This window comes from Nocardioides sp. GCM10027114, assembly GCF_042659625.1.
In the GTDB taxonomy this organism is placed as follows: domain Bacteria; phylum Actinomycetota; class Actinomycetes; order Propionibacteriales; family Nocardioidaceae; genus Nocardioides.
The window spans coordinates 82,893-106,727 of the sequence record NZ_JBHSSS010000009.1 but is presented as its reverse complement, the minus strand read 5'-3'; the positions used below and the strand labels follow the sequence as shown (position 1 = coordinate 106,727).

Here is a 23,835-nt window from a genome sequence, read left to right as displayed (position 1 = left end):
TCGGGCTCGTGCTCGTCGCCTCCGGACTGGTCGCCTGCTCGGACGCCACCTCCGGTCCTTCGCCCGCGTCACCGCGGCCGTCGCCGTCCGCGGTCGAGAGCCCGGCCGACTCGGCCTCGCCCGAGCCGCTGCCCGACCCCACCCCGACCCAGGAGCCCGACGACGGTGCCACGACCGGCGCCGGCGGCAACCGGGCCGACCGGCTGCCGCCGGTCCGGCACCGGGTCTCGCTCGCCGCGCTGATGCGGCAGCGGCTCGGCCCGACCCGGGTGAGGTTCCAGCGGCTGCAGGGCGCCGCGGCGGCGTACACCCGGCACGAGGTGACCTACCGCAGCGGCGACCTGACCGTCTCCGGCGTGCTGCTGCGGCCGCGCGGGCGCGGGCCGTTCCCCGGGATCGTGCTCAACCACGGCTACATCGACCCGGCGTTCTACGTCACCGGCCAGGGGCTGGCCCGCGAGCAGGACTGGCTGGCGCGGGCCGGCTTCGTGGTGCTGCACACCGACTACCGCGGCCACGCCCGCTCCGACCCGATCCCGGCGCGGGACCGGGAGACCCGGCTGGGCTACACGCTCGACGCGATCAACGCGGTGCGGGCGCTCAAGCGGGAGCCGTACGTCGACGGCGACCGGATGGCGATGCTCGGCCGCTCGATGGGGGGCGGGGTCACCCTCAACGCCCTCGTGGTCCGGCCGGGGCTGGTGGACGCGGCCGTGGTGTACGCGTCGGTGAGCTCGCGGTTCCTCACGAACCTGCGCCACTTCACCCAGCGCAACCGGCCGGAGGCGGTGGAGTCGCTGTTCGCACGCTTCGGTACGCCGCGCGAGGAGCCCGCGTTCTACCGCGGCCTGTCGTCGCGCACCCACTTCGACCGCGTGACAGAGCCGGTGCTGATGCACCACGGCACGGCCGACGAGACCTGCCCGTTCCCATGGGCCCGGACCACGCAGCGGCTGCTGACCGAGGCAGGGGCCGACAGTCGGCTGGAGGTCTACGAGGGGGAGCGGCACGCGTTCGTGCCGCAGTGGCAGGACTCGATCGAGGCGACCGTGCGGTTCCTGCGTCGCGAGCTCGGCCCGAACCGTGGCTGACCCGGCGCTGACCGGCCGCGGATCGGGGGTCCTTGGTCGGTTCCGGCACCACGCCCGCGCCGCTAGGTTGGCCGCAGCACGGCCAGCCACCGACGGCCCCGCCGGGCCCCGACAGTCTGGACGACCATGACCACAGCGCGCGACGAGCTCCAGGCCCGCCGGGTCGCGGCCGTGCGCGCGTGGACCAGCTTCGTGGAGTCCGGCGACGACACGCGGGTGCGCCCGGAGATCCTGCGCTCGTGGCGGCTGTCCGAGGGGGTGGCCCCCGACGTCGACGCCGCCCCGCTGGCCGACGAGGCCGACACCACGACGCGGTGGCACGACACCCCGCTGCAGCGCGCGGTGGAGGCGGTCGAGGGAGAGCTGCGGCGTACCGCCGAGGACGGCGACCTCGTCATCGCGGTGACCGACGCCGAGACCCGGATCCTGTGGACCTACGGCGGCCGGGTGATGCGCCGCAAGGCGGAGACGGTGAACTTCGTGCCGGCCGGTCGGTGGGACGAGGCCAGCGTCGGCACCAACGCGCTGGCGATCAGCAGCCGCACCGGCGAGCCGTCGATGGTGTTCAGCGCCGAGCACTACGCCGAGATGGTGCACAACTGGGTGTGTTGGGCGGCGCCGCTCCACGACCCCGTGTCCGGTGAGCAGATCGGCGTGATCGACCTGTCGACGACCTGGGACCGCACCCACCCGATAGGGCTCGCGACGGCCCGGGTCATGGCGCGGCTGATCGAGACCGCGATGCCCCGCTCCGACACCTGGACCCGCGGCTGGCCGGGGGGCCGGGTCGTGACGGACTGCCCGGGGCCGGAGGACCCCGGGCTGGTGCTCTCCGTGCTCGGCACCGCCGAGGCCTGGCTCGACGGGGCCCGGCTGCTGCTCAACCGGCGGCAGACCGAGATCCTGACGCTGCTGACCGTGCACCCCGAGGGGCTGTCGGTCGAGCAGCTCCACGCCCTGCTCTACGGCGACCACGCGGTGACGCTGTCGACGCTCAAGGCCGAGGTCTCCCACCTGCGCCACGCGCTCGGCGGCCAGCTCGCGTCCCGCCCCTACCGGCTGACGCTGCCGGTGCGCACCGACGTCGAGGACGTGCTCGCGCTGCTCGGCCGCGGCCGGGTCCGCGAGGCGGTGGCGGCGTACGGCGGCGACCTGCTGCCCGGCACCGACGCCCCCGCCCTGGTCGAGCTCGCCGAGTACCTCGCCGTCAGCGTCCGCGAGGCGCTGCTCGCCGACCCCGACCCGCAGGCGGTGCTGCGCTACAGCGAGCTCGCGCCGTACGACGCCGCCGTGATCGAGGCCTGCCTGGCCGGGTTGGCCGGCCGCCCGCACCCTGCCGCGCCGCTCCTCAAGGGCCGGCTCGCGGTCGCCCGCCGCTGACCTCCGGGGAGCCGCAGACGGTACCCCCGGGAGGACCAACCTTTCGCCAACCGGGCGGTCCTAGCGTGACGGGCATCACAGGTCAGCCCATCTGGTCCCTGGAGGAGCCGCCATGACCCGGATCAACCTCACCGTCGACGGAGCCAACGTCTCCGACGACGTGGAGCCGCGGATGCTGCTGGTGCAGTACCTGCGCGAGAAGCTCGGCAAGACCGGCACCGTCGTCGGGTGCGACACCGGCAACTGCGGAGCGTGCACCGTCCACCTCGACGGGAGCAGCGTGAAGTCCTGCAACATGCTGGCCGTGCAGGCCGACGGTCGCGAGGTCACCACGGTCGAGGGGCTCGCCAGCAACGGCACCCTCCACCCGGTGCAGGAGGCCTTCCGCGAGTGCCACGGACTGCAGTGCGGCTACTGCACCCCGGGCATGATCATGCAGTCGATCGACCTCCTCAACGACAACCCCGACCCGTCGGAGGAGGAGATCCGGCTCGGCATCGAGGGCAACCTGTGCCGTTGCACGGGCTACCAGAACATCGTGAAGGCCGTGCAGCTCGCGGCCAACGCCGGACAGCGTGAGTCCGAGGGGGCCGCCGAGGGGGTGCGGGCATGACCGCCACCCAGGACCGCGTCGAGCGCGAGATCGGCCGCGACCGGCGTCGCAAGGAGGACCAGCGCCTCATCACCGGCCGCACCCGCTGGACCGACAACATCACGCTGCCCGGCATGCTGCACCTCGCGATGGTGCGCAGCCCCTTCGCCCACGCGCGGATCACCGGCATCGACACCACCGCGGCGAAGGCCGCGCCGAACGTCGTCGACGTCATCACCGGTGCCGACCTCGGCGACGAGCAGGGCTCGGTGCCGAACGCCTGGCCGATCACGCCGGACCAGAAGACGCCGGCCCACCCGCCGGTCGCGATCGACCGGGCCACGTTCGCCGGCGAGATCGTCGCGGTGGTGGTCGCGAGGTCCGCGGCCGAGGCGCGCGACGCCGTCGAGCTGGTCGACGTGGAGTACGAGGAGCTGCCGGCCGCGCTCGACCTCAAGGAGGCTGCGGAGGCCGACCAGGCCGGAGGAGCCCTCGCCCACCCGGACCTCGGCACCAACAAGTCCGCCCTCTGGGTCTTCGACTCGGGTGAGGCCGGGACCGGCGGGGACGTCGAGAAGGCGATCGCCGAGGCCCGCGACGGCGGCATCCTCATCGAGCGCGAGCTCCGGCAGCAGCGATTGGTGCCCGCCTTCATGGAGCCGCGGTCGGTCGTCGTCGACCCGACGGGCGAGCAGGTCGTCATGTGGTCGGCGACCCAGATCCCGCACATCCTGCGGTTCCTGCTGGCGGCCGTGCTCGGCATCCCCGAGTCGAAGATCCGGGTGATCGCCCCCGACGTGGGCGGCGGCTTCGGCGGCAAGCTCCAGACCACGCCGGAGGAGTACCTGACCATGGTGCTCGCCCGTCGCCTCGGCAAGCCCGTGAAGTACACCGAGACGCGGTCGGAGACGATGGTCGCCTGCCACCACGGCCGGGACCAGTGGCAGCGGCTGACCCTGGCGGCCCGCAGCGACGGGACGGTGACGGGGCTCAAGGTCGACCTGCTGGTCGACCTCGGCTCGCACGTGGCCCTGCTCGGCGGTGGCACCCCGGTCCTCGGCGCCTTCATGTTCAACGGGATCTACAAGTTCCCCGCCTATCGGTTCTCCTGCCAGACGGTGCTCACCAACAAGACGTGGACGGACGCCTACCGCGGCGCCGGCCGGCCCGAGGCGACGTTCGCGATCGAGCGGATGATGGACGAGCTGGCCGCCGAGGTCGGTGTGGACCCGCTGGAGATCCGCGAGAAGAACTGGATCCGCCACGACGAGTTCCCCTTCGACACCGTCGCAGGCCTGCAGTACGACTCCGGCAACTACGAGGCCGCCACCGAGCGCGCCAAGGAGATGTTCGGGTACGACGACCTGCGTGCCGAGCAGAAGCGGCGCCGCGAGGCCGGCGACCCCGTACAGCTCGGTATCGGGGTGTCGACGTTCACGGAGATGTGCGGGCTCGCCCCCTCCCGGATCCTGGCGGCGCTGGACTACGGCGCCGGCGGCTGGGAGCACGCCGAGATCAGGATGCTCGCCACCGGCAAGGTCGAGGTCATCACCGGCGCCTCCGCCCACGGACAGGGGCACGAGACCGCCTTCAGCCAGATCGTCGCCGACCGGCTCGGCATCCCGTTCGAGGACATCGAGGTGCTGCACGGTGACACCCAGGTGGCCGCCAAGGGCCTGGACACCTACGGCTCCCGGTCGCTCGCGGTCGGCGGCGAGGCCGTCGTCCGCGCCGCGGACAAGGTGATCGAGAAGGCGAAGCCGATCGCAGCCCACCTGCTCGAGGCCTCGGTCGACGACCTGGAGTTCACCGACGGCAGGTTCACGGTCCGGGGGACCGAGCAGGGCATGGCGCTGACCGAGGTCGCGCTGGCGACGTTCACCGCCCACAACTTCCCCGAGGGGATGGAGCCGTCGCTGGACGCCGCCTCGACCTACGACCCGGTCGACTTCAGCTTCCCGCACGGTACCCACCTGTGCGCGGCGGAGGTCGACACCGAGACCGGCGGCGTGAAGCTGCGCAAGTACGTCTGCGTCGACGACATCGGCAACATCATCAACCCGCTGATCGTGCAGGGGCAGGTCCACGGTGGCCTCACCCAGGGCATCGCCCAGGCGCTGTGGGAGGAGGCGGTGTACGACGACGCCGGCACGCTGGTGACCGGGTCCTTGGTCGACTACCTGCTGCCGACCGCGGCCGACACGATCTCCTACGAGACGGGCCACACCACCTCTCCCGCGACCAAGACCCAGCTCGGGGCCAAGGGGATCGGCGAGGCCGGCACCATCGCGTCGACGCCCGCGGTCGTCAACGCGGTCGTGGATGCCGTGCGGCACCTCGGGGTGAACGACGTACGGATGCCGTGCACGCCGGAGCGGGTGTGGCGCGCGATCAACGACGCCGGCGCCGGCGGCGGTACTGCCGGGGCGGCGATGCCCCACTTCGACCAGTCCGAACCGGGCGCCGACAGTGCGTCCGGCACGAAGGGAGACGGCCAGTGATCCCCGCCGAGTTCGACTACGTCGCCCCCGCCACCGTCGAGGAGGCCCTCGCAGCGCTCGCCGAGCACGGCGACGACGCCAAGATCCTCGCCGGCGGGCAGAGCCTGCTGCCGGTGCTGCGGATGCGCCTCAACGCGCCTGAGGTCGTCATCGACCTGGGCCGGATCGAGTCATTGCGCGGCATCCGCGAGGAGGGCGACGCGATCGTGATCGGGGCGATGACCCCCCACTCCACGGTGGGGTCGGACCCGCTGGTCGCGGAGCACGCCACCTTGCTGACCAAGGCCGTCGAGCACCTCGCCGACGTGCAGATCCGGCACCGTGGCACGTTCGGTGGTGCGCTCGCCCACGCCGACCCTGCCGGCGACCTCGGAGCGCCGGCGCTGGCGCTGGGGGCGGAGTTCGTCATCGCCGGGCAGGGTGGGACCCGCACGGTCGTGGCGGACGACTTCTTCGTCGACCTCTTCGAGACCGCCATCGCCGACGACGAGATCCTCACCGAGGTCCGGATCCCCAAGCGCACCGGCTGGGGGGCGCACTACGAGAAGTTCGTGCGCGTCGCGCACCAGTGGCCGATCGTGGCGGTGGCCGCGGCGGTGCGCGTCGAGGGCGGCACCATCGCCGAGGCGCGGGTCGGGCTCACCAACATGGGGTCCACGCCAGTGCGGGCGCGGCTGGTCGAGGACGCGCTGCGGGGTGGGCCGGCCACCGAGGACGCCGTACGCGAGGCAGCCGCCCGGGCGGCCGAGGGCACCGACCCGCCGTCCGACCTCAACGGGGCCGCCGACTACCGACGCCACCTCGCCACGGTGCTGACGCGGCGCGCGGTACTGGCGGCGGCCGGGGCCTGACGGGGGTGGCATGGAGCTGACGCACCGCTTCACCGTCCCCACCCCGGTGGGGGAGACGTGGGAGCACTTCCAGGACATCGTGTCGCTGGCGGAGTGCTTCCCCGGCGCCACGGTCACCGGGGTCGAGGACGACTCCTTCACCGGCTCGTGCAAGGTCAAGCTCGGCCCGGTCGCGCTCGTCTACAACGGGTCCGGCTCGTTCGTCGAGAAGGACGACGCGGCACACCGGTTCGTGGTCGAGGCCAAGGGGAAGGACAAGCGCGGCAACGGCACCGCCGGCGCCACGGTCATCCTCAGCATGGCCGATGCCGGCGGCGCGACCGACGTCGACGTCCGGACCGACCTCGCGATCACCGGCAAGCCGGCGCAGTTCGGCCGCGGCGTCATGCAGGACGTCTCCGACAAGCTGCTCGGGCAGTTCGTGGCCTGCCTCGAGATGCGGCTGGGGGCCCAGCCCGAGGCGGTCGACCAGGACGCCGGACCGGCCTCGGTCCCGACAGGGGCGGCGGCCGTCGCGGCCCCGCCGGGGGATGCGGACGCCGGACCGGCCTCGGCGCCGTCAGGTGGGGACGCCCAGGCTGCCGCGGCCCCGCCACACGAGGCCGGGCGGGCGCCGCGCTCGGCGCCGCCGCCGCGCGCCGAACGGCCGGGCACCCAGCGGTCGGCCTCCGAGGACGACGCCCTCGACCTCGGGGCAACGGTGCTGCCGGTGCTCGTGAAGAGCTACTGGAAGCCGGTCGCGGGGGCGCTGGCGGTCCTGCTGGGCCTGTGGTGGCTCGTGTCCCGCCGGAACCGGTAGCCGGTCGAGTGGCTGAGGCCGTCACCCGTGACGGCCTCAGCCACCCGACCTGTCAGAAGACGTGGCGCGGTCGGAACTGCACCGACATCCGCGGCCCGGCGTGGGCGACCTTGGGGACGGCGTGGTCCCAGGTGCGCTGGCAGGAGCCGCCCATGACGAGCAGGTCGCCGTGGCCCATCTCGACCGAGAGCGCCTCGCCGCCGCCCCGCGGCCGCAGAGCGAGCCGGCGGGGGTCGCCCACGGAGACGATCGCGACCATCGTGTCGTGGTCGCGGCCGCGCCCGATCCGGTCGCCGTGCCAGGCGACGCTGTCGTTGCCGTCGCGGTAGTAGCAGCAGCCGGCGGTCACGAACGGCTCGCCCAGCTCGGGGAGGTAGTGCTCCGAGAGCGCCTCGCGTCCCTGTGTCAGCGCCGGGTGGGGCAGCGCCTCGCCGACGCCGTAGGTGTGCAGCAGCCGGGGGACGTCGACCACGCGGTCGTACATCTCGCGGCGCTCGGCCCGCCACGGCACGTCGGCGAGCAGCGCCGTGAAGACGTCGTCGGCCTCGGGCAGCCAGTCGCGGCAGACGTCGAGCCAGGCGCCGCTGCCGAGGTCGGTGCGCACCAGGCCGGCGAAGGAGACGCGGTCGGCCACGGCGGTGCTGAAGAGCGTGCCCTGGAAGTCCACGTCCACCACGCTAGCACGGATCTCGAACACCTGTTCGATGTGCGGGAGGTCGGCGCGGCGAGCTTCCAGCGGCCCTCAGGGCAGCTGGAGAAGCTGCTGCTCGAGGTTGTCCGCCACCTCGTCGGCCAGCTTCTCGAGCCGCCCGCGGATCAGCAGCGGCGCCACCAGGTTGATCGGGAAGCGGAAGTCGAAGTCGGCCCGGTAGTGGACGCGGGTGCCGTCGCCGGTGTCGGTGAACGTCATGGTGTCGGTCGCGGTGGCGGTGCTGTTGCGGCCGCGGAACTGCACCCGCTGGGGCCGCTCATGCGCGAGCGTCTCGTAGGTCAGCGACGTGCGGCGCCCCATGAACTCCGACGTGTTGGCGTACGTCGTCCCGACGCCGCCGTCGCCGGCCGTACGGGTGGTCTCCACCGTGCCCGGGTCCCAGTCGTTGGTGCTGGTGAAGTCGGCGAGGTAGTCGAAGACGGCCTCGGTGGACCGGGGGACGGTGATCGTGCGCTCCACGTGCATGCCACGAACCTACGCCCGACACCAACGGAGGGGTCCCGGCTGAGGCACTCCCGTGGAGGGGCTGCTCCTCGGGGGTGGTTCGGGGTGGCCGTCCGGGTGAACCCGACGTAAACACCCATGCGGGCCTTGGCCGGCCTTGGAATGCTGGACCCCATGACCTCGAGCGACACGGTGACGGCCACGGGCGTGGCGGCCAGCGTGAAGAACCTGACCAAGACGTACGGCTCCGGCGAGGCGCTGGTGCGTGCCCTCGACGACGTGTCGCTGGACATCAGGGCCGGCGAGTTCACCGCCGTGATGGGCCCCAGCGGCTCGGGCAAGTCGACGCTGATGCACCTGTGCGCGGGCCTGGACACCGCCGACTCGGGGTCGGTGCTGATCGGCGACCAGGACCTGACCCGACTCAAGGACAAGGCCCTGACGCGACTGCGCCGTGACCAGGTCGGCTTCGTCTTCCAGTCCTTCAACCTTGTCCCGACGCTGACCGCGCGCGAGAACATCCTGCTGCCGCTGGCGATCGCCGGCCGCAAGCCCGACGCCGAGTGGTACGAGTCCGTGATCTCCACCGTGCAGCTCGGCGACCGGCTCCACCACAAGCCGAACGAGCTCTCCGGCGGGCAGCAGCAGCGGGTGGCGGTCGCGCGCGCCCTCGTGAGCCGGCCGCGGATCGTCTTCGCCGACGAGCCGACCGGAAACCTCGACTCCCACTCGGGTGCCGAGGTGCTCGAGCTGCTGCGCCGCAGCGTCGACGAGTTCCGGCAGACCGTCGTCATGGTGACCCACGACCCGGTGGCCGCGGCGTGGACCGACCGGGTCGTCTTCCTCGCCGACGGCCGCGTGGTCGACGAGATGCGGCAGCCCACCCGTGAGAGCGTCCTCGAGGTCATGACGCGGATGACGGCGCCCGCATGATCCGGGCTGCCCTGAAGAGCCTGCTCGGGCGCAAGGTGCGCCTGCTCATGAGCACCTTCGCGATCGTCCTCGGCGTCGCTTTCGTGGCGGGCTCGCTGATCTTCTCCGACACCCTCGAGCGCAGCTTCACCGCGATCTTCGCCTCCAGCGTGGGCGACGTGGTGGTGCGGCCCGAGGGCGGCACCACCGCCGAGGGCTTCCCGACCAACCGCACCGTCCCGGCGTCGCTCGTGGACCGGCTCGCCGAGGTGCCCGGCGCCGCCCGGGTGGACGGCAACGTCGGTGCGGTGGGCGTCTACGTCGTCGGCAAGGACGACAAGGTGGTCGGCGGCTTCGGTCCGCCCGCCTTCGGCGGCAACTGGAACGACGCCCCGGCCGGCCGCGGCCTCGAGGGCCTCACCATCGTCGACGGCCGCGAGCCGGACGGCCCGGGCGAGGTCGTCCTGGACGCCCGCACGGCCAGCAAGGCCGGCTACTCCATCGGCGAGAAGGTGCGGATCGTCACCGCGAGCGACCAGGCGGTGCTCCAGCCGGAGCTCGTCGGCCTCGCCGACTTCGCCGAGGGCGGCTCGACCAACGGCGCCACGCTGTCCCTGTTCGACACGAGGACCGCGCAGGACCTCTTCCTCGACGGCCGCAACGCGTTCCACGACCTGTGGGTCACCGCCGCGCCCGGCACCAGCCAGGAGGAGCTGCGGGACCGGGTCGCCGAGGAGCTGCCCGACGACGTGGAGGCGGTCACCGGCGACGAGGCCGCCGACGAGGCGGCCACCGCGCTCGTCGAGGCGATCTCGTTCCTCACCACGTTCCTGCTGATCTTCGCCGGCATCTCGCTGGTGGTCGGCGCCTACCTCATCGTCAACACCTTCTCGATCCTGGTCGCCCAGCGCAGCCGCGAGCTCGCCCTGCTGCGCGCCCTGGGTGCGTCCAAGCGCCAGGTCTCGGCGTCGGTGCTGCTGGAGGCGTTCGTGCTCGGCCTCATCGGCGCCTCGCTGGGCCTCGGCCTCGGCGTGGTGCTGGCCATGGGGATCCGCGAGCTCTTCAGCAACTTCGGCCTCGACCTGTCGGGGCAGAGCCTGATCTTCCAGACCCGCACCGTCGTGGCGGCGTACGTCGTGGGCGTGGCCGTCACGATGGCCGCGGCCTGGCTGCCCGCCCGGCGGACCGGTCGGATCGCGCCGGTCCAGGCGCTGCGCGACGACGTCGCGATGCCGGAGGCGTCGGTGAAGCGCCGGCTCGCCGCCGGGGTCGGGCTGCTCGTCGCCGGCGGCGTCGCCCTCGGTGCTGGACTGTTCGGGGACGTGCCGCGCGCCGGCTGGTTCGTGGGCGGTGGGGTCCTCGGCATCCTGCTCGGCGTCTCGGTGGCGGCGCCCGTGATCACCCGGCCGTTCCTGGCCGCCGCGCGCTGGCTGTACGCCGCCGTGTTCGGCAGCATCGGCAACCTCGCCGGCCAGAACTCGCTGCGCAACCCGCGCCGCACCACCGCGACGGCGTCGGCGCTGATGATCGGCCTCGCGCTGGCGTGCACGATGGCGATCGTCGGCGACTCGGCGAAGGCCAGCGTCGACAAGTCGGTCGAGGAGAACTTCGTCGGCGACTACATCGTCAGCAACGTCTTCGGCCAGCCGTTCTCGCCGTCGATCGGCCGGGAGATGGCCGAGGTCGAGGGCGTGGACCAGGTGGTCCGCCAGCGGTTCGCCTTCGCGACGTACGAGGACGACGACGAGCCCATGGCCGCCATCGCCCCCGGCACCTCCGACGAGCTGGGCCTCGTGGCCGCGGAGGGGTCCTTCGACCGCCTCGCCGACGACACCATGCTGCTCGAGGAGGGCTGGGCCGAGGGGCAGGGGCTGGCCGTCGGCGACACCATGACGTGGGAGCTGCCGACGGGTGACAAGACGTTCGAGGTGGTCGGTACCTACGAGCAGAACCCGGTCGTGTTCTTCCCGGTCCTGACGACGATCGACGCGCTCGAGGACGCCGGCTTCCCGCGTGCCGACAACACCCTCGTGATCATGACCGGCGGCGAGCAGGTGGGCCTGCAGAACCGGCTCGCCGAGGTCGTGGCCGACAACCCCGTGGTCACGGTCAAGAACCAGAACGAGTTCGCCGAGGAGCAGCGCGGGCCGATCGACCAGCTGGTGCTGATGATCTTCGCCCTGCTGGGCCTCGCCCTGGTGATCGCCGTGCTCGGCATCGTCAACACGCTCGCACTCTCGATCATCGAGCGCACCCGCGAGGTGGGGCTGCTGCGGGCGATCGGGGTGAGCCGGGCACAGCTGCGCTGGATGGTCACCCTCGAGTCGGTGGTCATCTCGCTGCTGGGTGCGCTGCTCGGCGTCGTGATGGGCATCGGCTTCGGCGTCGCGATGATGTACGCCATCCGCGACCAGGGCCTCGAGGTCATCAGCGTGCCGTGGGACCAGCTCGGTGTCTTCCTCGGCGTCTCGCTCGTCATCGGGGTGCTCGCGGCGGTGCTCCCGTCGCGTCGTGCGGCCCGGCTCGACGTGCTCCGCGCGATCGCCACGGAGTAGGTCCCGGGGCTGCCGACACGGGGGTGACGGAGGGCTCCCGAGGCAGCTGCCCGAGAACTCCCCGCAAGGCAGCCACCCGACCGGGTCATGAGCCGTAGCCCGTATGGGGGAGTCGTTGGGTAAACCACATCGGAACCCGGGACGACTCGTATAGACCGCCCTTACAGTGCAGAGGTGGGAGATCTGCTGGTGGGGGCGCGAACACTGAAGCACGTACAGGTGCGCGAGTACGTCCGTGACCTCGTCAAGGACCTCGCGCCCGGTTCCCCGGCGCCGTCGGAGCGCGAGCTGGTCCAGAAGTTCGGCGTGGCCCGGATGACGGTGCGCCAGGCGATGGACGCGTTGGTGAGCGAGGGCCTGCTGGAGCGGGTCCCCGGTCGCGGCACGTTCGTGGCCCGGCCCCGCCGTGAAGTGGGCCGTCTCCTCGGCTACACCGAGGAGATGAGCCGCCGCGGCATGCTGGCCGAGTCGCAGACGCTGCTCGCCCGACGCGAGCAGGCCGGTCCCGGTGTCGCCCGCGCGCTGAGCATCACCGAGGGCGACGCGGTCATCCACTGGAAGCGGCTGCGGCGCGCGGACTCGGCGCCGATGTGCATCGAGGACGCCTACCTCAACGAGGTGCTGATCCCCGGCTTCCTGCAGAGCGGCATGCCGACCAGCCTCTACGACGCGCTGTCCCAGCGCGGGCTGCGGCCGACGTGGGCGGAGGACTCGGTGACCGCCGACCTCGCCACCGAGGACGAGGCCACGCTGCTCGAGGTGAAGCCGGGCGCGGCCGTCCTGCGGCAGTCCCGTCGAGCGCTGTGCGACGAGAAGGTCGTCGAGGTCTCGCGGTCGGTCTACCGCGCGGACCGCTTCACGATGTGGGTCCAGCTGGGCGAGTCGGGCTGAGCCGCCCCAGGGGCGCGACCTCGCGTCCCGACTCCTCGCACACCCACACCGGGTCCGGGCCGCCGAGGTCCGGTTGGATGTAGAGCGCGTGCTCCGGCGCGTCCTCGCACTCGACGCACAGCGGCCAGCGGCCGACGGTCTCGAACAGCGCGTCCTGCACGTCCTGGGCCACCAGCCCCGCGACGTACGCCGCGCCCTCGGGCCACTGCTCCGCCCACCAGGTGCGGGACGAGACCGCCTCCTCGAGCGCCGAGACCGCGTCCGGCGTCGCGTGGTGCCTGGCCTCGAGGTCGGCGAGCACCCGGGCGCGGGCGGTGAGCAGGAGGGCCGGGTCCACGGGGTCCATGCCTCCCATGGTGCCCCCCGCACGGTGAGCCCGCGCCACGTCGGGTGCATCACGTCGGCCTCCCACGATCGGGCCCGACCGCGTCCTACCCTCGGGGTATGGGCCGGGCTCTGCTCGAGGTGACCGTCCTCGGACCCCGCGACGTAGCGGGTGCGGACGAGGGCGGCGCGGACCGTCTGCACCTCGTGGCCCCCGGCGGCCTCTCGCCCGACCCGGCGACCGTCTCCGCGACCTGCCGGGAGACGGAGCTCCCGGTCTTCGTGGTGCTGCGCCTCAACGACTCCTGGACCACCACGGGCGGGGAGCTCACCCGACTCGTCGGGCTCGCCGAGGACTACCTCGGGTGTGGCGCCGCCGGACTGTCCTTCGGCTTCCTAGACCACGACCTCGAGGTCGACGCAGAGGTCTGCGCCCACCTCGCCGGCACCCTCTCGTCGGTGCCGTGGACCTTCCACCGCGCCCTCGACTCAGCCCTCGACCCGCGCCGGGCATGGCGTCGGGTGCTCGGCCTCGTCGGGCTCGTCGGCGTGCACTCCGCCGGGTCGCCGCAGGGCTTCGCCACCGGCCACGAGGACCTGCTCGCTGCCGCCGAGGCCGACCCGGTGCTCGCGGCCCTGCTGGTGCCGTCGGGCGGGGTGCTGGCCGAGCAGGTGCCGTGGTTCGTGCGGGCCGGCGTGCGCCAGCTCCACGTCGGACGCCAGGTGCGGCCCGGAGGCTCCGAGCGGGCCTACGTCGACGCCGGCCACGTCCGCTCGTGGCGGCTGCTGCTCGACGACGCCGTCGAGCGGGCGACGCGGCGGCCGGGCCCTGCCGGTCAGGCCGGTACCGTCGCCGGGTGATCCTCATCGACCCGCCCAACGCCGAGGGGCACGGGCGGATGTGGTCGCACCTCGCCAGCGACACGTCGTACGACGAGCTGCACGCGTTCGCCCGCGAGCTCGGCATCCCCGAGCGTGGCTTCGACCGGGACCACTACGACGTGCCGGCCGAGTGGTACGACCGGGTGATCGAGCTCGGGGCGGTGCCGGTCAGCTCCCGTGAGCTGATCGCCCGGCTGGCCGCCGCCGGGCTGCGCCGCCGCAAGCCCCGCCGCTGACCCTGTGCTGACTGGTCAGCCGAGGTCGGCCAGCTCGCGGTCGAGGTTCGCCCGCGCCGCCGCCTCCCAGTGCTCCCGGGCGTACGCCGTCTGGAACAGGTGCGGCTTATCGTGCAGGTCGCGCAGCACCGCCGCCCGGCCGGCGCGGAACGCCTTGTCCGGGACGTGGGCGTACTCGCGCCGCACGTCGGCGACGTACTCCGCGTAGCGGTCCTCGGGTGAAGCGAGGATCGCTAGGTCGGCGTCGCACAGGGCGGCGCCGTTGGCGTCGTCGTCGGCCGGACGGTGGTGCTCGGTGAGCAGCACCAGTCGCGCGACCTCGGCCGCCGTGGGCGCCGGGTGCGCGGCCAGCGCCTCCTCGGCCCAGGCAGCGGACCGCTGCTCGGCGCCGGGCCGGCCGTCGTAGACGCCGTCGTGGAACCACGCCGCCAGCACCACCGGCAGCCGGTCGTAGGTCGTGCCGTGGGCGGCCAGCTCGTCGAGCCGGTCGAGGACCTCGATCAGGTGGCGCAGGTCGTGGTAGCCGCGCCTCGGCGCGCCGTACGCCGCGAGCAGCGCGTCGCGGGTGGTCGTCTCGTCGGGGAGCGGCCAGCGGGATCCCAGTGCGTCCGACGGGTCATGGAGCGGCACCGGTCCATCCAACCACCGCGGCGGAGTCAGGCCGAGGTCTCCCGGAGCGTCTGGGCCTCCTGCCGCCCGGGAGCCAGCGCCCAGCGGATCGTGCGGACCGCGGCCTCGCCGAGGGGGCGGGCGAGCAGCCGGTCGGTCACCGGGGTCGACGGCAGGCCCAGCGGCCGGCGCGACCACTCGGGCATCAGGGAGATGCCGGCGGCCATCAGGGTCCAGTACGCCGGTCGGGCGGGGGCGGGCAGCGGCGGCTGCCACAGCAGGTAGGAGACGGCCTCGCGGGCCGCGGGGGTGACCCGCAGCTCCGGCCGGAACGACGCGAGCTGCTCGGCGAGCTCCGCCTCGGTGGTGGGCGGGTCGACCACGCCGAGCCGCCGGGCGACCTCGGCGGTCTGGGCGACGTACTCGTCCCGGCCGGCCTGGTCGAGCGGCCGCGCGCCGTGGACCTGGTGGCCGAGCAGGAAGCTGTCGACCTCGGCGACGTGCACCCAGCGGAGCAGGTGCGGGTCGGAGGCGGCGTACGGCGTGCCGTCGTCGAGCGTGCCGTTGACCCGCTCGTGGATCGCGCGCACCGCGTCGACGGCGCGCTGGGCGTGCTCGGCGGTGCCGAACGTGGTGACCGCCAGGAAGCGGCTGGTGCGCGCGAGCCGGCCCCACATGTCGCCGCGGTAGCCGCTGTGCTCGGCCACGGCCGCCATCGCCGCGGGGTGCAGGGTCTGCAGCAGCACCGCGCGGATGCCGCCCACGAACATCGCGGCGTCGCCGTGGACGACGCCGATCGGGCTGTCCGGGTCGAACCACCTCGGGCCGGGGGTGCCGTGGATCCGGGCGCGGTGCTTCTCGCCGTCGGGACCGGCCACGCGCCGGAACAGCGCGTCGCCCAGCCGTTCGCGGAGGTCGACGATCATGCCTTCGAGAGTACGGACGGGTCCTCACGTCGCCCTGCCGCTGGCCCGCGCCATGAGGGGTGGCCTGTTCGGGCGATGACGTCTGCCGGGGGCCGGAGTAGCGTCCAAGGATGGCCGAGCCGATTGCTCGCCCGCCGCTGTTCACCCGGGCCTTCGTGCTGCTGGGCGTGGCGGATCTCGCCTACTTCACGTCCGTCGGCATCGCGATCGTGGCGCTGCCGCTCTACGTCACCGGCCCGATCGGGTCCGACGAGGCCGGTGCCGGCCTCGCGTTCGGCGCCTTCGCGATCACCGCGCTGCTCTGCCGGCCGTTCGCCGGCCGCTACTCCGACCGGCTCGGGCGCCGCCCGCTGCTGCTGCTCGGCGCGGTGCTCGCGGCGGTGGGCATGCTGCTGATGCCGTACGCCGGGTCGCTGGCGCCGGTGGTGCTGCTGCGGCTGCTGCAGGGGGTCGGCGAGGCGGCGTTCTTCGTGTCCGGCTTCGCACTGCTCGCCGACATCGCGCCGGCCGAGCGGATGGGGGAGGCGCTGAGCTACAACTCGCTGGGCCTCTACCTCGGTATCGCGTTCGGCCCGCCGATCGGCGAGTGGCTGCTCGACACGGGCGGGTTCACCACCGCCTGGGTGGGGGCGGGCGTGCTGGCGGGCGTCGCCGGGGCGGTGGTGCTGACCCTGCCCGAGCCCGAGCGCTCCTTCGACGCCGCCGACGAGGGGCACGGCCGGCTGATCCACCGGCCGGCGCTGCCGCTGACGCTCGGGTTCATGACCGCGCTGGTCGCCATGAGCGGCTTCCTCGCGTTCGTGGCGCTGCACGCCGACGAGATCGGGATGCGGAGCACGAGCCTCGCGCTGTTCGTCTACGGCTGCGTCGTGGTGGCCTGCCGGATCGTCTTCGCCCGGGTCCCCGACCGGCTGCCGCTGCTGCCCCTCGCGGCCTCGTCGCTCGCGGTGATGGGGGTCGGCCTGGTCGTCATCGGCGCGTGGACGACGACCGCCGGACTGCTGGTCGGCACCGTGCTCACCGCGCTCGGCATCACCTTCGTGACCCCGTCGTTCTTCGCCGCGATCTTCGCGACCGCGCGGCCCTCGGAGCGGGGTGCGGCGTCCGGGACGGCGAGCGCAGCCCTCGACCTCGGCCTCGGCGCGGGACCGATCGTGCTCGGGCTGGTCGCCCGCGACCAGGGCATCCCGTGGGCGTTCGCGGTGGCCGGCGGGGTGGCGTTCGCGGGTGCGCTGTGGACGGCGTACCTCGCGCGGCCGCGGGTGGACGTCACCAGCGGGCGGCAGCACGCTCCTCGTTCGGCATGAGGATCCACAGCGCGATGTAGACGACGAACTGCGGTCCCGGCAGCAGGCAGCTGATCACGAAGATCAGCCGCACCTTGTTGGGGGAGATGCCGAACCTGCGACCGAGGCCGGCGCAGACGCCGGCGATCCAGCGGTCACGGGGACGGACGAGCGTGTTGTTCATGCCTCGAGCCTGCCTCGCCGGGTCCGCGAAGTCAGCCCCGGGACGCCGATCCGGGGGTGCGTTCAGGGTGACCCCTGAGGTGTACGTGGGACTGCCTTCAATCGTCGCTGGGGGGAGTGTTGACAGCGCCTGCTATTCGGACCGGCGAGCAGGTACGGAACGGGGGCTATCGCGTCGATAGTCAAGTGCGTGTCAATGCAGAGTCTTGGAGGTTCTTCCTATGAAGATACGCGCGTGAACGGGGGAGAAAATAGAATGTCTACTGGAGCGCGCGAGTTTGACAGGTTGAGCAACCTGATCGCGGATCAGAGTGCGCAGATCCGGCACCAGTTCTGGGCCTCGATCGTTTCGTCCGTACTCATCTTCGCCGGGGGGCTGATCGCGGCCTGGTTGCTCGCTGATGCGGCTACGGACTCAGCCAAGATGGTGGCCGACGCGGAATCGGAGACCACTCGCGAGCAGTTGGTAAGTCAGCGTGACTTCCTAGCCTTCGAGCAGCGGAGCGAGGCCTATGCGAACCTCGGCCACATGGCCCGGGACGGAGTCAGGAAGTTGTCGTTGAATGCGAGGTTCTTTGCAACTGGCAAGAAGACCTCGAGGCCGATCCCGAAGGTAGTTGGAGAGGCACACCTCTTGGTCAGAGAAGCTGCCGTTGATGCTCAAGTCGTGGGCGATCCGCTCGTCTTCGAATTCGCGTCGTGCTTAATCGAGGGATTCGAGGTGACGGGGAAGAACCTCAACATGGCGACAGCGAATGGCTTGCCTATGGTTCCGGCGCCAGCCGCTCGTTTCGACAGCGACATACGGTCGCTGCGGAAGTACACAGAGGACTTCGTTGCTTATGCGGCAGATCACTACATGGATTCGCTAACGTCAGAAAGCGCCCTGACAGACCCCGAGGAATGCCCTTGGGAGCTTCCCACCTACGGGTGACCGGGAGGGAGCGCCTAGTTGTGCGCAACCGCAGGTCCAGGGCTGGGTTCAACCTGCTGTTGCGCACGCGGGCACCAGGAATCCCCGGATAGCCGGGGATCGCTACGCGGACAGCCCGCCTCGCTCCACGTCCTCCGCATCGGTGCCCTTGGACGCCTCGCAGGTCGACCGGATCCTCACGCGCCGCCGTCGGCGATCGGACCGCCCCGCTCGACCGCTTCGGCATCGGTGCCCATGGACGCCTCGCAGGTCGACCGGATCCTCACGCGCCGCCGTCGGCGATCGGACCGCCCCGCTCGACCGCTTCGGCATCGACGATCCGGTAGGCGTACCCCTGCTCCGCCAGGAACCGCTGCCGGTTCTGCGCGAAGTCGGCGTCGACGGTGTCACGGGAGACGATCGTGTAGAAGTGCGCGGACTTGCCCTCGGTCTTCGGCCGCAGCAGCCGGCCGAGGCGCTGCGCCTCCTCCTGCCGGGAGCCGAACGAGCCGGACACCTGGATCGCCACCTCGGCCGAGGGCAGGTCGATGGAGAAGTTGGCGACCTTCGAGACGACCAGCAGCCCGATCTCGCCGGAGCGGAAGGCGTCGAAGAGCCGCTGCCGCTCCTTGACCGACGTCTCGCCCTTGATCACAGGGGCGTCGAGCGCCTCGGCGATCTCGTCGAGCTGCTCGATGTACTGCCCGATCACCAGCGTCGGTTGGCCCGGGTGCTGGTCGACGAGCGCCCGCACCACGTCGATCTTGTGGTGGGTGCACGACGCCAGCCGGTAGCGCTCCTCGGGCTCCGCGGTCGCGTAGGCCAGCCGCTCCGAGGCCGGCAGCGTCACCCGCACCTCCACACAGTCGGCCGGCGCGATCCACCCCTGCGCCTCGATGTCCTTCCACGGCGCGTCGTACCGCTTCGGCCCGATCAGCGAGAACACGTCGCCCTCGCGGCCGTCCTCGCGCACCAGCGTCGCGGTCAGCCCGATCCGGCGGCGCGCCTGGAGGTCCGCGGTCATCCGGAAGATCGGCGCCGGCAGCAGGTGCACCTCGTCGTAGACGATGAGCCCCCAGTCGCGGGCATCGAGCAGCTCGAGGTGCGGGTACACGCCCTTCCGCTTGGTGGTCAGCACCTGGTACGTCGCGATGGTGACCGGGCGGATCTCCTTGACCGCGCCGGAGTACTCGCCGATCTCCTCCTCGGTCAGCGACGTGCGCCGGACCAGCTCGTCCTTCCACTGCCGCGCGGAGACGGTGTTGGTGACGAGGATCAGCGTGGTCGCCTGCGCGTGCGCCATCGCGGCCGCGCCGACCAGCGTCTTGCCGGCGCCGCAGGGGAGGACGACGACCCCGGACCCGCCGTGCCAGAACGACTCCGCGGCGTCGCGCTGGTAGTCACGCAGGTGCCAGTCGGACTGGTCGAGCGCGATCGCGTGCGCCTCGCCGTCGACGTACCCGGCGAAGTCCTCCGCCGGCCAGCCCAGCTTGAGCAGCGCCTGCTTGAGGTTGCCGCGCTCGGAGGGGTGCACGGCGACGGTGTCGTCGTCGATGCGCGAGCCGAGCATGCCGGCGACCTTCTTGGCCCGCAGCACCTCCTCGAGCACCGGCCGGTCGGTCGAGACCAGCACCAGCCCGTGGGTGGGGTGCTTCTCCAGGCGCAGCCGGCCGTATCGCGCCATCGTCTCGGCGACGTCGACGAGCAGCGCGTGCGGCACGGCGTACCGGCTGAACTCCAGCAGCGTGTCGACGACCTGCTCGGCGTCGTGGCCGGCGGCACGGGCGTTCCACAGCCCCAGCGGAGTCAGCCGGTAGGTGTGCACGTGCTCCGGGGACCGCTCGAGCTCCGCGAACGGCGCGATCGCCTTGCGGCAGTCGGCGGCGCGGTCGTGGTCGATCTCGAGGAGCAGGGTCTTGTCGCTCTGCACGATCAGCGGGCCGTCCATCCGGGCAATGTTACGGACGGCGGCCAACGACCACGGTGGCGTCCAGGTCGTCGTCCGTCACGACCTCCGGCCGCAGCCCGACGGCGGCCACGGCGGCGGCGGTGAGCCCGGCCTGCGCCCGGCCGGTCTCCAGCAGCAGCGCGCCGCCCCGGGCGAGCCAGTCCGGCGCGGCCGCGGCGATTCGCCGGTGCAGTGCGACGCCGTCGTCGCCGCCGTCGAGCGCGGTGCGGGGCTCGTGATCGCGCGCTTCCGGCGGCATCGCGGCGATCCGGCCGGTGGGGACGTACGGCGCGTTGGCGACGAGCACGTCGACCCGTCCCCGCAGCCGGCCGGGGAGGGCGTCCAGCAGGTCGCCGGTGTGGACGCGGGCCCGGTCGCCGAGGTTGTCGGCTGCGCAGGCGGTGGCGGCGGGGTCGACGTCCGCGGCGTGCAGCTCGACCGGGTCGACCCCCGGGTGGGCCAGCCCGGCGAGCACCGCGCGCCCGACGGCCCCCGTCCCGCAGCACAGGTCGACGACCACGGGCCGTGGATCCGATAGTTCGTGACGCTCGGGTCGCGGATCGCCGCCGGAAGCGACCCGAAGGTCACGAACTGTCGCCAGCGACCGGACCACCCGCACCGCCTCACTCACCAGCAGCGCGGTCCGGGCCCGGGGGACGAACACGCCCGGCGCCACCCGCACCCGCAGCCCGCAGAACTCGGCCCACCCGAGCAGCTGCTCGAGGGGTGCGCCGGCGCACCGCCGCGCGACCCGGGCGGCCAGCTCGTCGGGGGACGCGGCGGCCTCGAGGAGCAGCCGCGCCTCGTCCTCGGCGTACACGCAGCCGGCGGCGCGCAGCCGCGCCGCGACCGCGTCAAGCCGGGGAGCCGGCCCCCGCATCGGCCCCCGCATCCGTCCCCGCCTCGGCGGCCTGCTTCTGCCGCGCCCGGTAAGCGGCGACGTTTGCGCGCGAGGAGCAGCGGTCCGAGCAGTAGCGGCGCGACCGGTTGGGGGAGGTGTCGACGTAGACGTTGGTGCACGGCGAGGCGCTGCACACGCCGAGCCGCTGCGGGCCGAGGTCGCAGACGAGAGTGGCGAGGCCGAGCAGCGACTCGCCGATGAGCAGGTCGGCGACGCTGGCGGCCCGGTTGGCGACGTGCAGGTGCAGGTCGTCGGGGTCGTGGTCGGAGATCCGCGGCGTGATCGGGTTGCGTTCCAAGAGGTCGTTGATGCCCTCGATGACCTTGCCGACGTCGCCGTCCTCGGAGGCCTCGAACACCGGCCGGAGGTCGCGCTGGAACTTCCGCAGCACCGTCGCGTCCCGCTCGGTGCACTGGTCGTGGAGCCACGACCGGCCGGCGAGGTGGGCCACGAGGTCGTCGCGGTCCGCGAGCTCGGCGTTCACCAGGCTCGCGGATGCCTCGGCGTACCTGACGAAGTCCACGCCGCAACTCTACGGCGGTGGCGGTGGGCCATCCGGTCAGCCGGTCGGGACCGACCGGACGGCCGTGATCCGGTGCACTGCGAAGGTCCGGGTGTCGTCGCTGCGGTGGTCGTGGGCGGTCAGCCAGCCGCCCTCGACCCGTAGCGGGTCGACCACCCGCTCGGTCGAGGTGCCGTGGTTGTCGACGTAGCCGATCAGCACGGTCGCGCCTGCCTCGACGGCGTCGCGCAGCGCCGCCAGTGACCCGCTCGGGGTCAGCGCCGCCCTGCTGCCCACGTCGTCGCGGTCGGCGTCGGCCGGGCGGGACGCCAGGGCGCGGTCGCCCGCCCGCACGGCCGTGACGACCTGCGCGACGTGGGCGGTACGCCGGGCGGCCTTCAGGTGGCTGCTCCGCTTGTCCTTGGGCGTGCGGGCGCGCTGCTGGTCGGGCCGGGCGACGCGCACCGTGCCGTCGGCGGCCTCGACGACGGGGGCGGCCCCGAGCTCGCGGAGCCGGGGCAGCAGCACGTCGATCGGGGTGTCGCTGACCAGCACGGTGGGGGCGAGCCGCCGCAGCCCCAGGCTGCCCGCCCGTGGGTGGTGCAGCAGCTCGCTCAGGGCCGCCTCGTCGTCGGACCGCAGGAACGCCTCCGCGTGGCCGACCCGCACCGTGCCGAAGGTCCGCGCGGTGTCGTCGACCAGGTAGGTCAGCGGCTGCGGCACGGGGGTGCGCGACACCTCGCCCACGAAGTCGTGGATCTCGGCGGCCGACCAGCCCACGTCGAGCGCCCGGCGCACCGACCCGGCGGTGAACCGGTAGACGGTCGCGCCGCCGCGGGACTCGACGTCGGCGACGAGCTGCAGCCGCCGCGCCAGCGCCGCCTCCAGCGGGCCCGGCGCGACCGCGGTGAGGTCGGCCTGGATCAGCACGTGGTCGACCGGCTCGGGCAGCAGCGGCGCCAGCAGCGTGGCCGCATCCTCGGTCTCGCCGGCGACCAGCGCCCGGCCGGCCGCGCCGAGGCCGCCGAGCGCGGCGAGGCCGAGGGCCGTCGCCTCCTCCACAGCCCACGCCACCTGCTGCGCCCTGACCCGCGGCCGTCGCGGCCGGCGCCACTCGACCCGGGCCACGACCGACGGCGTGCCGGTGCCGGTGGCCAGCACCTCGCCGGCCGGCACCGCGGCGAGCTCCGCCAGCGCCATCCGCCGGCTCTCGGTCGCGAACGGGCTGGACAGGTCGGGGGCCAGGGCGTTGCGGGCCTTGCCGGCCTCGTCGCGGCTGCCGACCATGCCGGGCAGCCGCGGCGACCCCAGCCAGGCCGTCGCGAGCGAGACCCACCGCTCGGCGGTGGCGCGGGCGGTCCACGCGTCGAAGGCGTCGGTGGGCAGCCACGCCGGGTCGCCCTCCGCATCGGCGCCGAGCGCGAGCAGGCCGGCGGCCGAGGCCACCTCGACCAGCAGCGCAGCCGTCGGCTCGTCGACGTGCAGGAAGCCCGCCGTCGCCTTGAGGTCGCGCACCGCCAGACCGCCGTTGCGCAGCGACGAGGGCGGCTCGGTGCCCCAGTGGTCGAGCAGCAGCTCGACCCGACGTACCGCTTCGAAGGCGGCGCCGGCGGCGGCCCGGTCGACCAGGTCCGCGGACCGCGCGGACGTGACCAGCTCCGGCTCCACCGGCAGCGGCGTCGCCTGGACCTGTCCGCCCCGCAGCGCGAGCCCCACCTCGCCGGGCACGACCACGACGCCCCCGCCCCGCGGCACCAGCAGCCGCCGCGCGAGCAGCTCCTCGGCCGGGGTGCGGGCGTCGTCGGGCGCGACGGTGTGGCGGGCGGTGCCGGCGGTGGCCCGGCCGCCGTGGCCGTCCACGTGCTCGAGCAGCGCCCGGGCCTCCGGGGACAGCTCGGCCAGCCGGCGGGCGACCTCGCCGGGGGAGGGCGGCTCGGCCGAGACCGGCTGCAGCCCGGTCGGGCCGACGCCGGAGGGGCCGGCGAGGCCGTCGGCGACGCCGCTGAGCGCGCGCAGCCCGCCGGAGGTCTCCCACGCCAGCGCCAGGTCGAGGAACCGGTCCACGGCGGCCCCCACGAGGACGGGGTCGGCCGGTACTGTCCCGGCCAGCGCCTCGCGGGTGGTTTGGCCGGCCACCACGAGGGCATCAAGGACGCAGAGCTCGAATCGGGTCAGCCGGTCGAGCGCGCGCACAATCGAGGTCCGGGTGGCGGCACGCGACGCCAGCTGGCTGGAGTCGTGGGGGGCTGGAGTGGCGAGATCGGGACGCTCTTCGAGCAGGCGGGAGAGCCGCTCGTCGGGCCAGGCGCGCAGCGCGTCGGCCAGCGACCGGTACCCCTCGGGGGCGTCACCGGCGCCGGACACGGAACCGGACGTGGGGTCGACCTCGGACATCCC

General features: G+C 73.2%; 23 protein-coding genes. 13 read left to right on the top strand and 10 right to left on the bottom strand.

The annotated features are described in order from the left end of the window. Positions 1-8: 8 nt before the first annotated feature. From ACFP2E_RS05325 to ACFP2E_RS05300, 6 genes are all read left to right on the top strand, one after another. Positions 9-1,091, top strand: coding sequence for an alpha/beta hydrolase family protein (locus ACFP2E_RS05325; RefSeq protein WP_378521563.1), 1,083 nt, complete (start codon positions 9-11; stop codon positions 1,089-1,091). A gap of 126 nt (positions 1,092-1,217) precedes the next feature. After that, positions 1,218-2,471: a transcriptional regulator gene (locus tag ACFP2E_RS05320; protein ID WP_378521562.1), complete on the top strand. Its 1,254-nt coding sequence runs from the start codon at positions 1,218-1,220 to the stop codon at positions 2,469-2,471. A 112-nt stretch (positions 2,472-2,583) separates the two neighbouring features. After that, the gene (locus tag ACFP2E_RS05315; RefSeq protein ID WP_378521561.1) at positions 2,584-3,084 is read left to right on the top strand and encodes a (2Fe-2S)-binding protein; all 501 of its coding nucleotides are present in this window, start codon (positions 2,584-2,586) and stop codon (positions 3,082-3,084) included. Next, on the top strand, positions 3,081-5,564 hold the full coding sequence (locus ACFP2E_RS05310; protein WP_378521560.1) for a xanthine dehydrogenase family protein molybdopterin-binding subunit: 2,484 nt from the start codon (positions 3,081-3,083) through the stop codon (positions 5,562-5,564). Before ACFP2E_RS05315 ends, ACFP2E_RS05310 begins: the two co-directional genes overlap by 4 nt. Next, a complete protein-coding gene (locus ACFP2E_RS05305; RefSeq protein WP_378521559.1) occupies positions 5,561-6,415 on the top strand; it encodes an FAD binding domain-containing protein in 855 nt (284 codons plus the stop codon). The genes ACFP2E_RS05310 and ACFP2E_RS05305 overlap by 4 nt, the downstream gene beginning before the upstream one ends. A gap of 10 nt (positions 6,416-6,425) precedes the next feature. After that, positions 6,426-7,214: an SRPBCC domain-containing protein gene (locus ACFP2E_RS05300; protein WP_378521558.1), complete on the top strand. Its 789-nt coding sequence runs from the start codon at positions 6,426-6,428 to the stop codon at positions 7,212-7,214. Between the two features lie 52 nt (positions 7,215-7,266). On the opposite strand, the gene ACFP2E_RS05295 is transcribed toward ACFP2E_RS05300, so the two are convergent. Beyond that, a complete protein-coding gene (locus ACFP2E_RS05295) occupies positions 7,267-7,881 on the bottom strand; it encodes an alpha-ketoglutarate-dependent dioxygenase AlkB (RefSeq protein ID WP_378521557.1) in 615 nt (204 codons plus the stop codon). Between the two features lie 75 nt (positions 7,882-7,956). Beyond that, positions 7,957-8,391, bottom strand: coding sequence for an SRPBCC family protein (locus ACFP2E_RS05290; RefSeq protein ID WP_378521556.1), 435 nt, complete (start codon positions 8,389-8,391; stop codon positions 7,957-7,959). A gap of 153 nt (positions 8,392-8,544) precedes the next feature. Here ACFP2E_RS05290 and ACFP2E_RS05285 point away from each other — a divergent pair, with 153 nt between their 5' ends. The 3 genes from ACFP2E_RS05285 (at position 8,545) to ACFP2E_RS05275 (ending at position 12,728) form a co-directional block, all read left to right on the top strand. After that, entirely contained in the window at positions 8,545-9,303 is a 759-nt protein-coding gene (locus tag ACFP2E_RS05285) for an ABC transporter ATP-binding protein (RefSeq protein ID WP_378521555.1), read from the top strand. Continuing rightward, positions 9,300-11,837 (top strand): ABC transporter permease, encoded by a 2,538-nt coding sequence (locus tag ACFP2E_RS05280; protein WP_378521554.1) that lies wholly within the window; start codon positions 9,300-9,302, stop codon positions 11,835-11,837. Before ACFP2E_RS05285 ends, ACFP2E_RS05280 begins: the two co-directional genes overlap by 4 nt. 174 nt (positions 11,838-12,011) lie before the next feature. Beyond that, on the top strand, positions 12,012-12,728 hold the full coding sequence (locus ACFP2E_RS05275; protein WP_378521553.1) for a GntR family transcriptional regulator: 717 nt from the start codon (positions 12,012-12,014) through the stop codon (positions 12,726-12,728). Here ACFP2E_RS05275 and ACFP2E_RS05270 read toward each other — a convergent pair. Beyond that, positions 12,694-13,074: a hypothetical protein gene (locus tag ACFP2E_RS05270; protein WP_378521552.1), complete on the bottom strand. Its 381-nt coding sequence runs from the start codon at positions 13,072-13,074 to the stop codon at positions 12,694-12,696. The genes ACFP2E_RS05275 and ACFP2E_RS05270 overlap by 35 nt on opposite strands. 98 nt (positions 13,075-13,172) lie before the next feature. Here ACFP2E_RS05270 and ACFP2E_RS05265 point away from each other — a divergent pair, with 98 nt between their 5' ends. Together ACFP2E_RS05265 and ACFP2E_RS05260 are read left to right on the top strand one after the other, a co-directional pair. Further along, on the top strand, positions 13,173-13,913 hold the full coding sequence (locus ACFP2E_RS05265) for a copper homeostasis protein CutC (protein ID WP_378521551.1): 741 nt from the start codon (positions 13,173-13,175) through the stop codon (positions 13,911-13,913). Then, the gene (locus ACFP2E_RS05260) at positions 13,910-14,170 is read left to right on the top strand and encodes a DUF4031 domain-containing protein (protein ID WP_378521550.1); all 261 of its coding nucleotides are present in this window, start codon (positions 13,910-13,912) and stop codon (positions 14,168-14,170) included. The genes ACFP2E_RS05265 and ACFP2E_RS05260 overlap by 4 nt, the downstream gene beginning before the upstream one ends. A 15-nt stretch (positions 14,171-14,185) precedes the next feature. On the opposite strand, the gene ACFP2E_RS05255 is transcribed toward ACFP2E_RS05260, so the two are convergent. Then, positions 14,186-14,800: a hypothetical protein gene (locus tag ACFP2E_RS05255; protein ID WP_378521549.1), complete on the bottom strand. Its 615-nt coding sequence runs from the start codon at positions 14,798-14,800 to the stop codon at positions 14,186-14,188. A 26-nt stretch (positions 14,801-14,826) separates the two neighbouring features. Then, on the bottom strand, positions 14,827-15,705 hold the full coding sequence (locus ACFP2E_RS05250; protein WP_378521548.1) for an oxygenase MpaB family protein: 879 nt from the start codon (positions 15,703-15,705) through the stop codon (positions 14,827-14,829). Positions 15,706-15,815: 110 nt separating this feature from the next. On the opposite strand from ACFP2E_RS05250, the gene ACFP2E_RS05245 reads away from it, so the two are divergent. Then, complete coding sequence (locus tag ACFP2E_RS05245; RefSeq protein ID WP_378521547.1) at positions 15,816-17,012, top strand: MFS transporter; 1,197 nt, start codon at positions 15,816-15,818, stop codon at positions 17,010-17,012. Here ACFP2E_RS05245 and ACFP2E_RS05240 read toward each other — a convergent pair. Next, positions 16,975-17,175, bottom strand: coding sequence for a PspC domain-containing protein (locus ACFP2E_RS05240; RefSeq protein WP_378521546.1), 201 nt, complete (start codon positions 17,173-17,175; stop codon positions 16,975-16,977). The two genes, ACFP2E_RS05245 and ACFP2E_RS05240, sit on opposite strands and share 38 nt — an antisense overlap. Before the next feature lie 285 nt (positions 17,176-17,460). Between ACFP2E_RS05240 and ACFP2E_RS05235 the strand changes: the two genes are divergently transcribed. Further along, on the top strand, positions 17,461-18,108 hold the full coding sequence (locus ACFP2E_RS05235) for a hypothetical protein (protein ID WP_378521545.1): 648 nt from the start codon (positions 17,461-17,463) through the stop codon (positions 18,106-18,108). A 262-nt stretch (positions 18,109-18,370) separates the two neighbouring features. On the opposite strand, the gene ACFP2E_RS05230 is transcribed toward ACFP2E_RS05235, so the two are convergent. The 4 genes from ACFP2E_RS05230 to ACFP2E_RS05215 are packed head-to-tail and all read right to left on the bottom strand — an operon-like array spanning position 18,371 to position 23,832. Next, positions 18,371-20,035: a DNA repair helicase XPB gene (locus ACFP2E_RS05230; protein ID WP_378521544.1), complete on the bottom strand. Its 1,665-nt coding sequence runs from the start codon at positions 20,033-20,035 to the stop codon at positions 18,371-18,373. A 10-nt stretch (positions 20,036-20,045) separates the two neighbouring features. After that, on the bottom strand, positions 20,046-20,927 hold the full coding sequence (locus ACFP2E_RS05225) for a putative protein N(5)-glutamine methyltransferase (protein WP_378521543.1): 882 nt from the start codon (positions 20,925-20,927) through the stop codon (positions 20,046-20,048). Then, on the bottom strand, positions 20,890-21,459 hold the full coding sequence (locus ACFP2E_RS05220; RefSeq protein WP_378521542.1) for a CGNR zinc finger domain-containing protein: 570 nt from the start codon (positions 21,457-21,459) through the stop codon (positions 20,890-20,892). Before ACFP2E_RS05220 ends, ACFP2E_RS05225 begins: the two co-directional genes overlap by 38 nt. 36 nt (positions 21,460-21,495) lie before the next feature. Beyond that, complete coding sequence (locus ACFP2E_RS05215; protein ID WP_378521541.1) at positions 21,496-23,832, bottom strand: helicase-associated domain-containing protein; 2,337 nt, start codon at positions 23,830-23,832, stop codon at positions 21,496-21,498. Between the last annotated feature and the right edge of the window lie 3 nt (positions 23,833-23,835).

Bases quoted from the DNA above. Each gene is read 5' to 3' on its own strand.
- ACFP2E_RS05320 (WP_378521562.1), top strand. From the start codon at position 1,218: ATGACCACAGCGCGCGACGAGCTCCAGGCCCGCCGGGTCGCGGCCGTG.
- ACFP2E_RS05315 (WP_378521561.1), top strand. From the start codon at position 2,584: ATGACCCGGATCAACCTCACCGTCGACGGAGCCAACGTCTCCGACGAC.
- ACFP2E_RS05310 (WP_378521560.1), top strand. From the start codon at position 3,081: ATGACCGCCACCCAGGACCGCGTCGAGCGCGAGATCGGCCGCGACCGG.
- ACFP2E_RS05300 (WP_378521558.1), top strand. From the start codon at position 6,426: ATGGAGCTGACGCACCGCTTCACCGTCCCCACCCCGGTGGGGGAGACG.
- ACFP2E_RS05290 (WP_378521556.1), bottom strand. From the start codon at position 8,391: ATGCACGTGGAGCGCACGATCACCGTCCCCCGGTCCACCGAGGCCGTC.
- ACFP2E_RS05285 (WP_378521555.1), top strand. From the start codon at position 8,545: ATGACCTCGAGCGACACGGTGACGGCCACGGGCGTGGCGGCCAGCGTG.
- ACFP2E_RS05280 (WP_378521554.1), top strand. From the start codon at position 9,300: ATGATCCGGGCTGCCCTGAAGAGCCTGCTCGGGCGCAAGGTGCGCCTG.
- ACFP2E_RS05270 (WP_378521552.1), bottom strand. From the start codon at position 13,074: ATGGACCCCGTGGACCCGGCCCTCCTGCTCACCGCCCGCGCCCGGGTG.
- ACFP2E_RS05265 (WP_378521551.1), top strand. From the start codon at position 13,173: ATGGGCCGGGCTCTGCTCGAGGTGACCGTCCTCGGACCCCGCGACGTA.
- ACFP2E_RS05250 (WP_378521548.1), bottom strand. From the start codon at position 15,705: ATGATCGTCGACCTCCGCGAACGGCTGGGCGACGCGCTGTTCCGGCGC.
- ACFP2E_RS05245 (WP_378521547.1), top strand. From the start codon at position 15,816: ATGGCCGAGCCGATTGCTCGCCCGCCGCTGTTCACCCGGGCCTTCGTG.
- ACFP2E_RS05240 (WP_378521546.1), bottom strand. From the start codon at position 17,175: ATGAACAACACGCTCGTCCGTCCCCGTGACCGCTGGATCGCCGGCGTC.
- ACFP2E_RS05230 (WP_378521544.1), bottom strand. From the start codon at position 20,035: ATGGACGGCCCGCTGATCGTGCAGAGCGACAAGACCCTGCTCCTCGAG.
- ACFP2E_RS05225 (WP_378521543.1), bottom strand. From the start codon at position 20,927: ATGCGGGGGCCGATGCGGGGGCCGGCTCCCCGGCTTGACGCGGTCGCG.
- ACFP2E_RS05215 (WP_378521541.1), bottom strand. From the start codon at position 23,832: ATGTCCGAGGTCGACCCCACGTCCGGTTCCGTGTCCGGCGCCGGTGAC.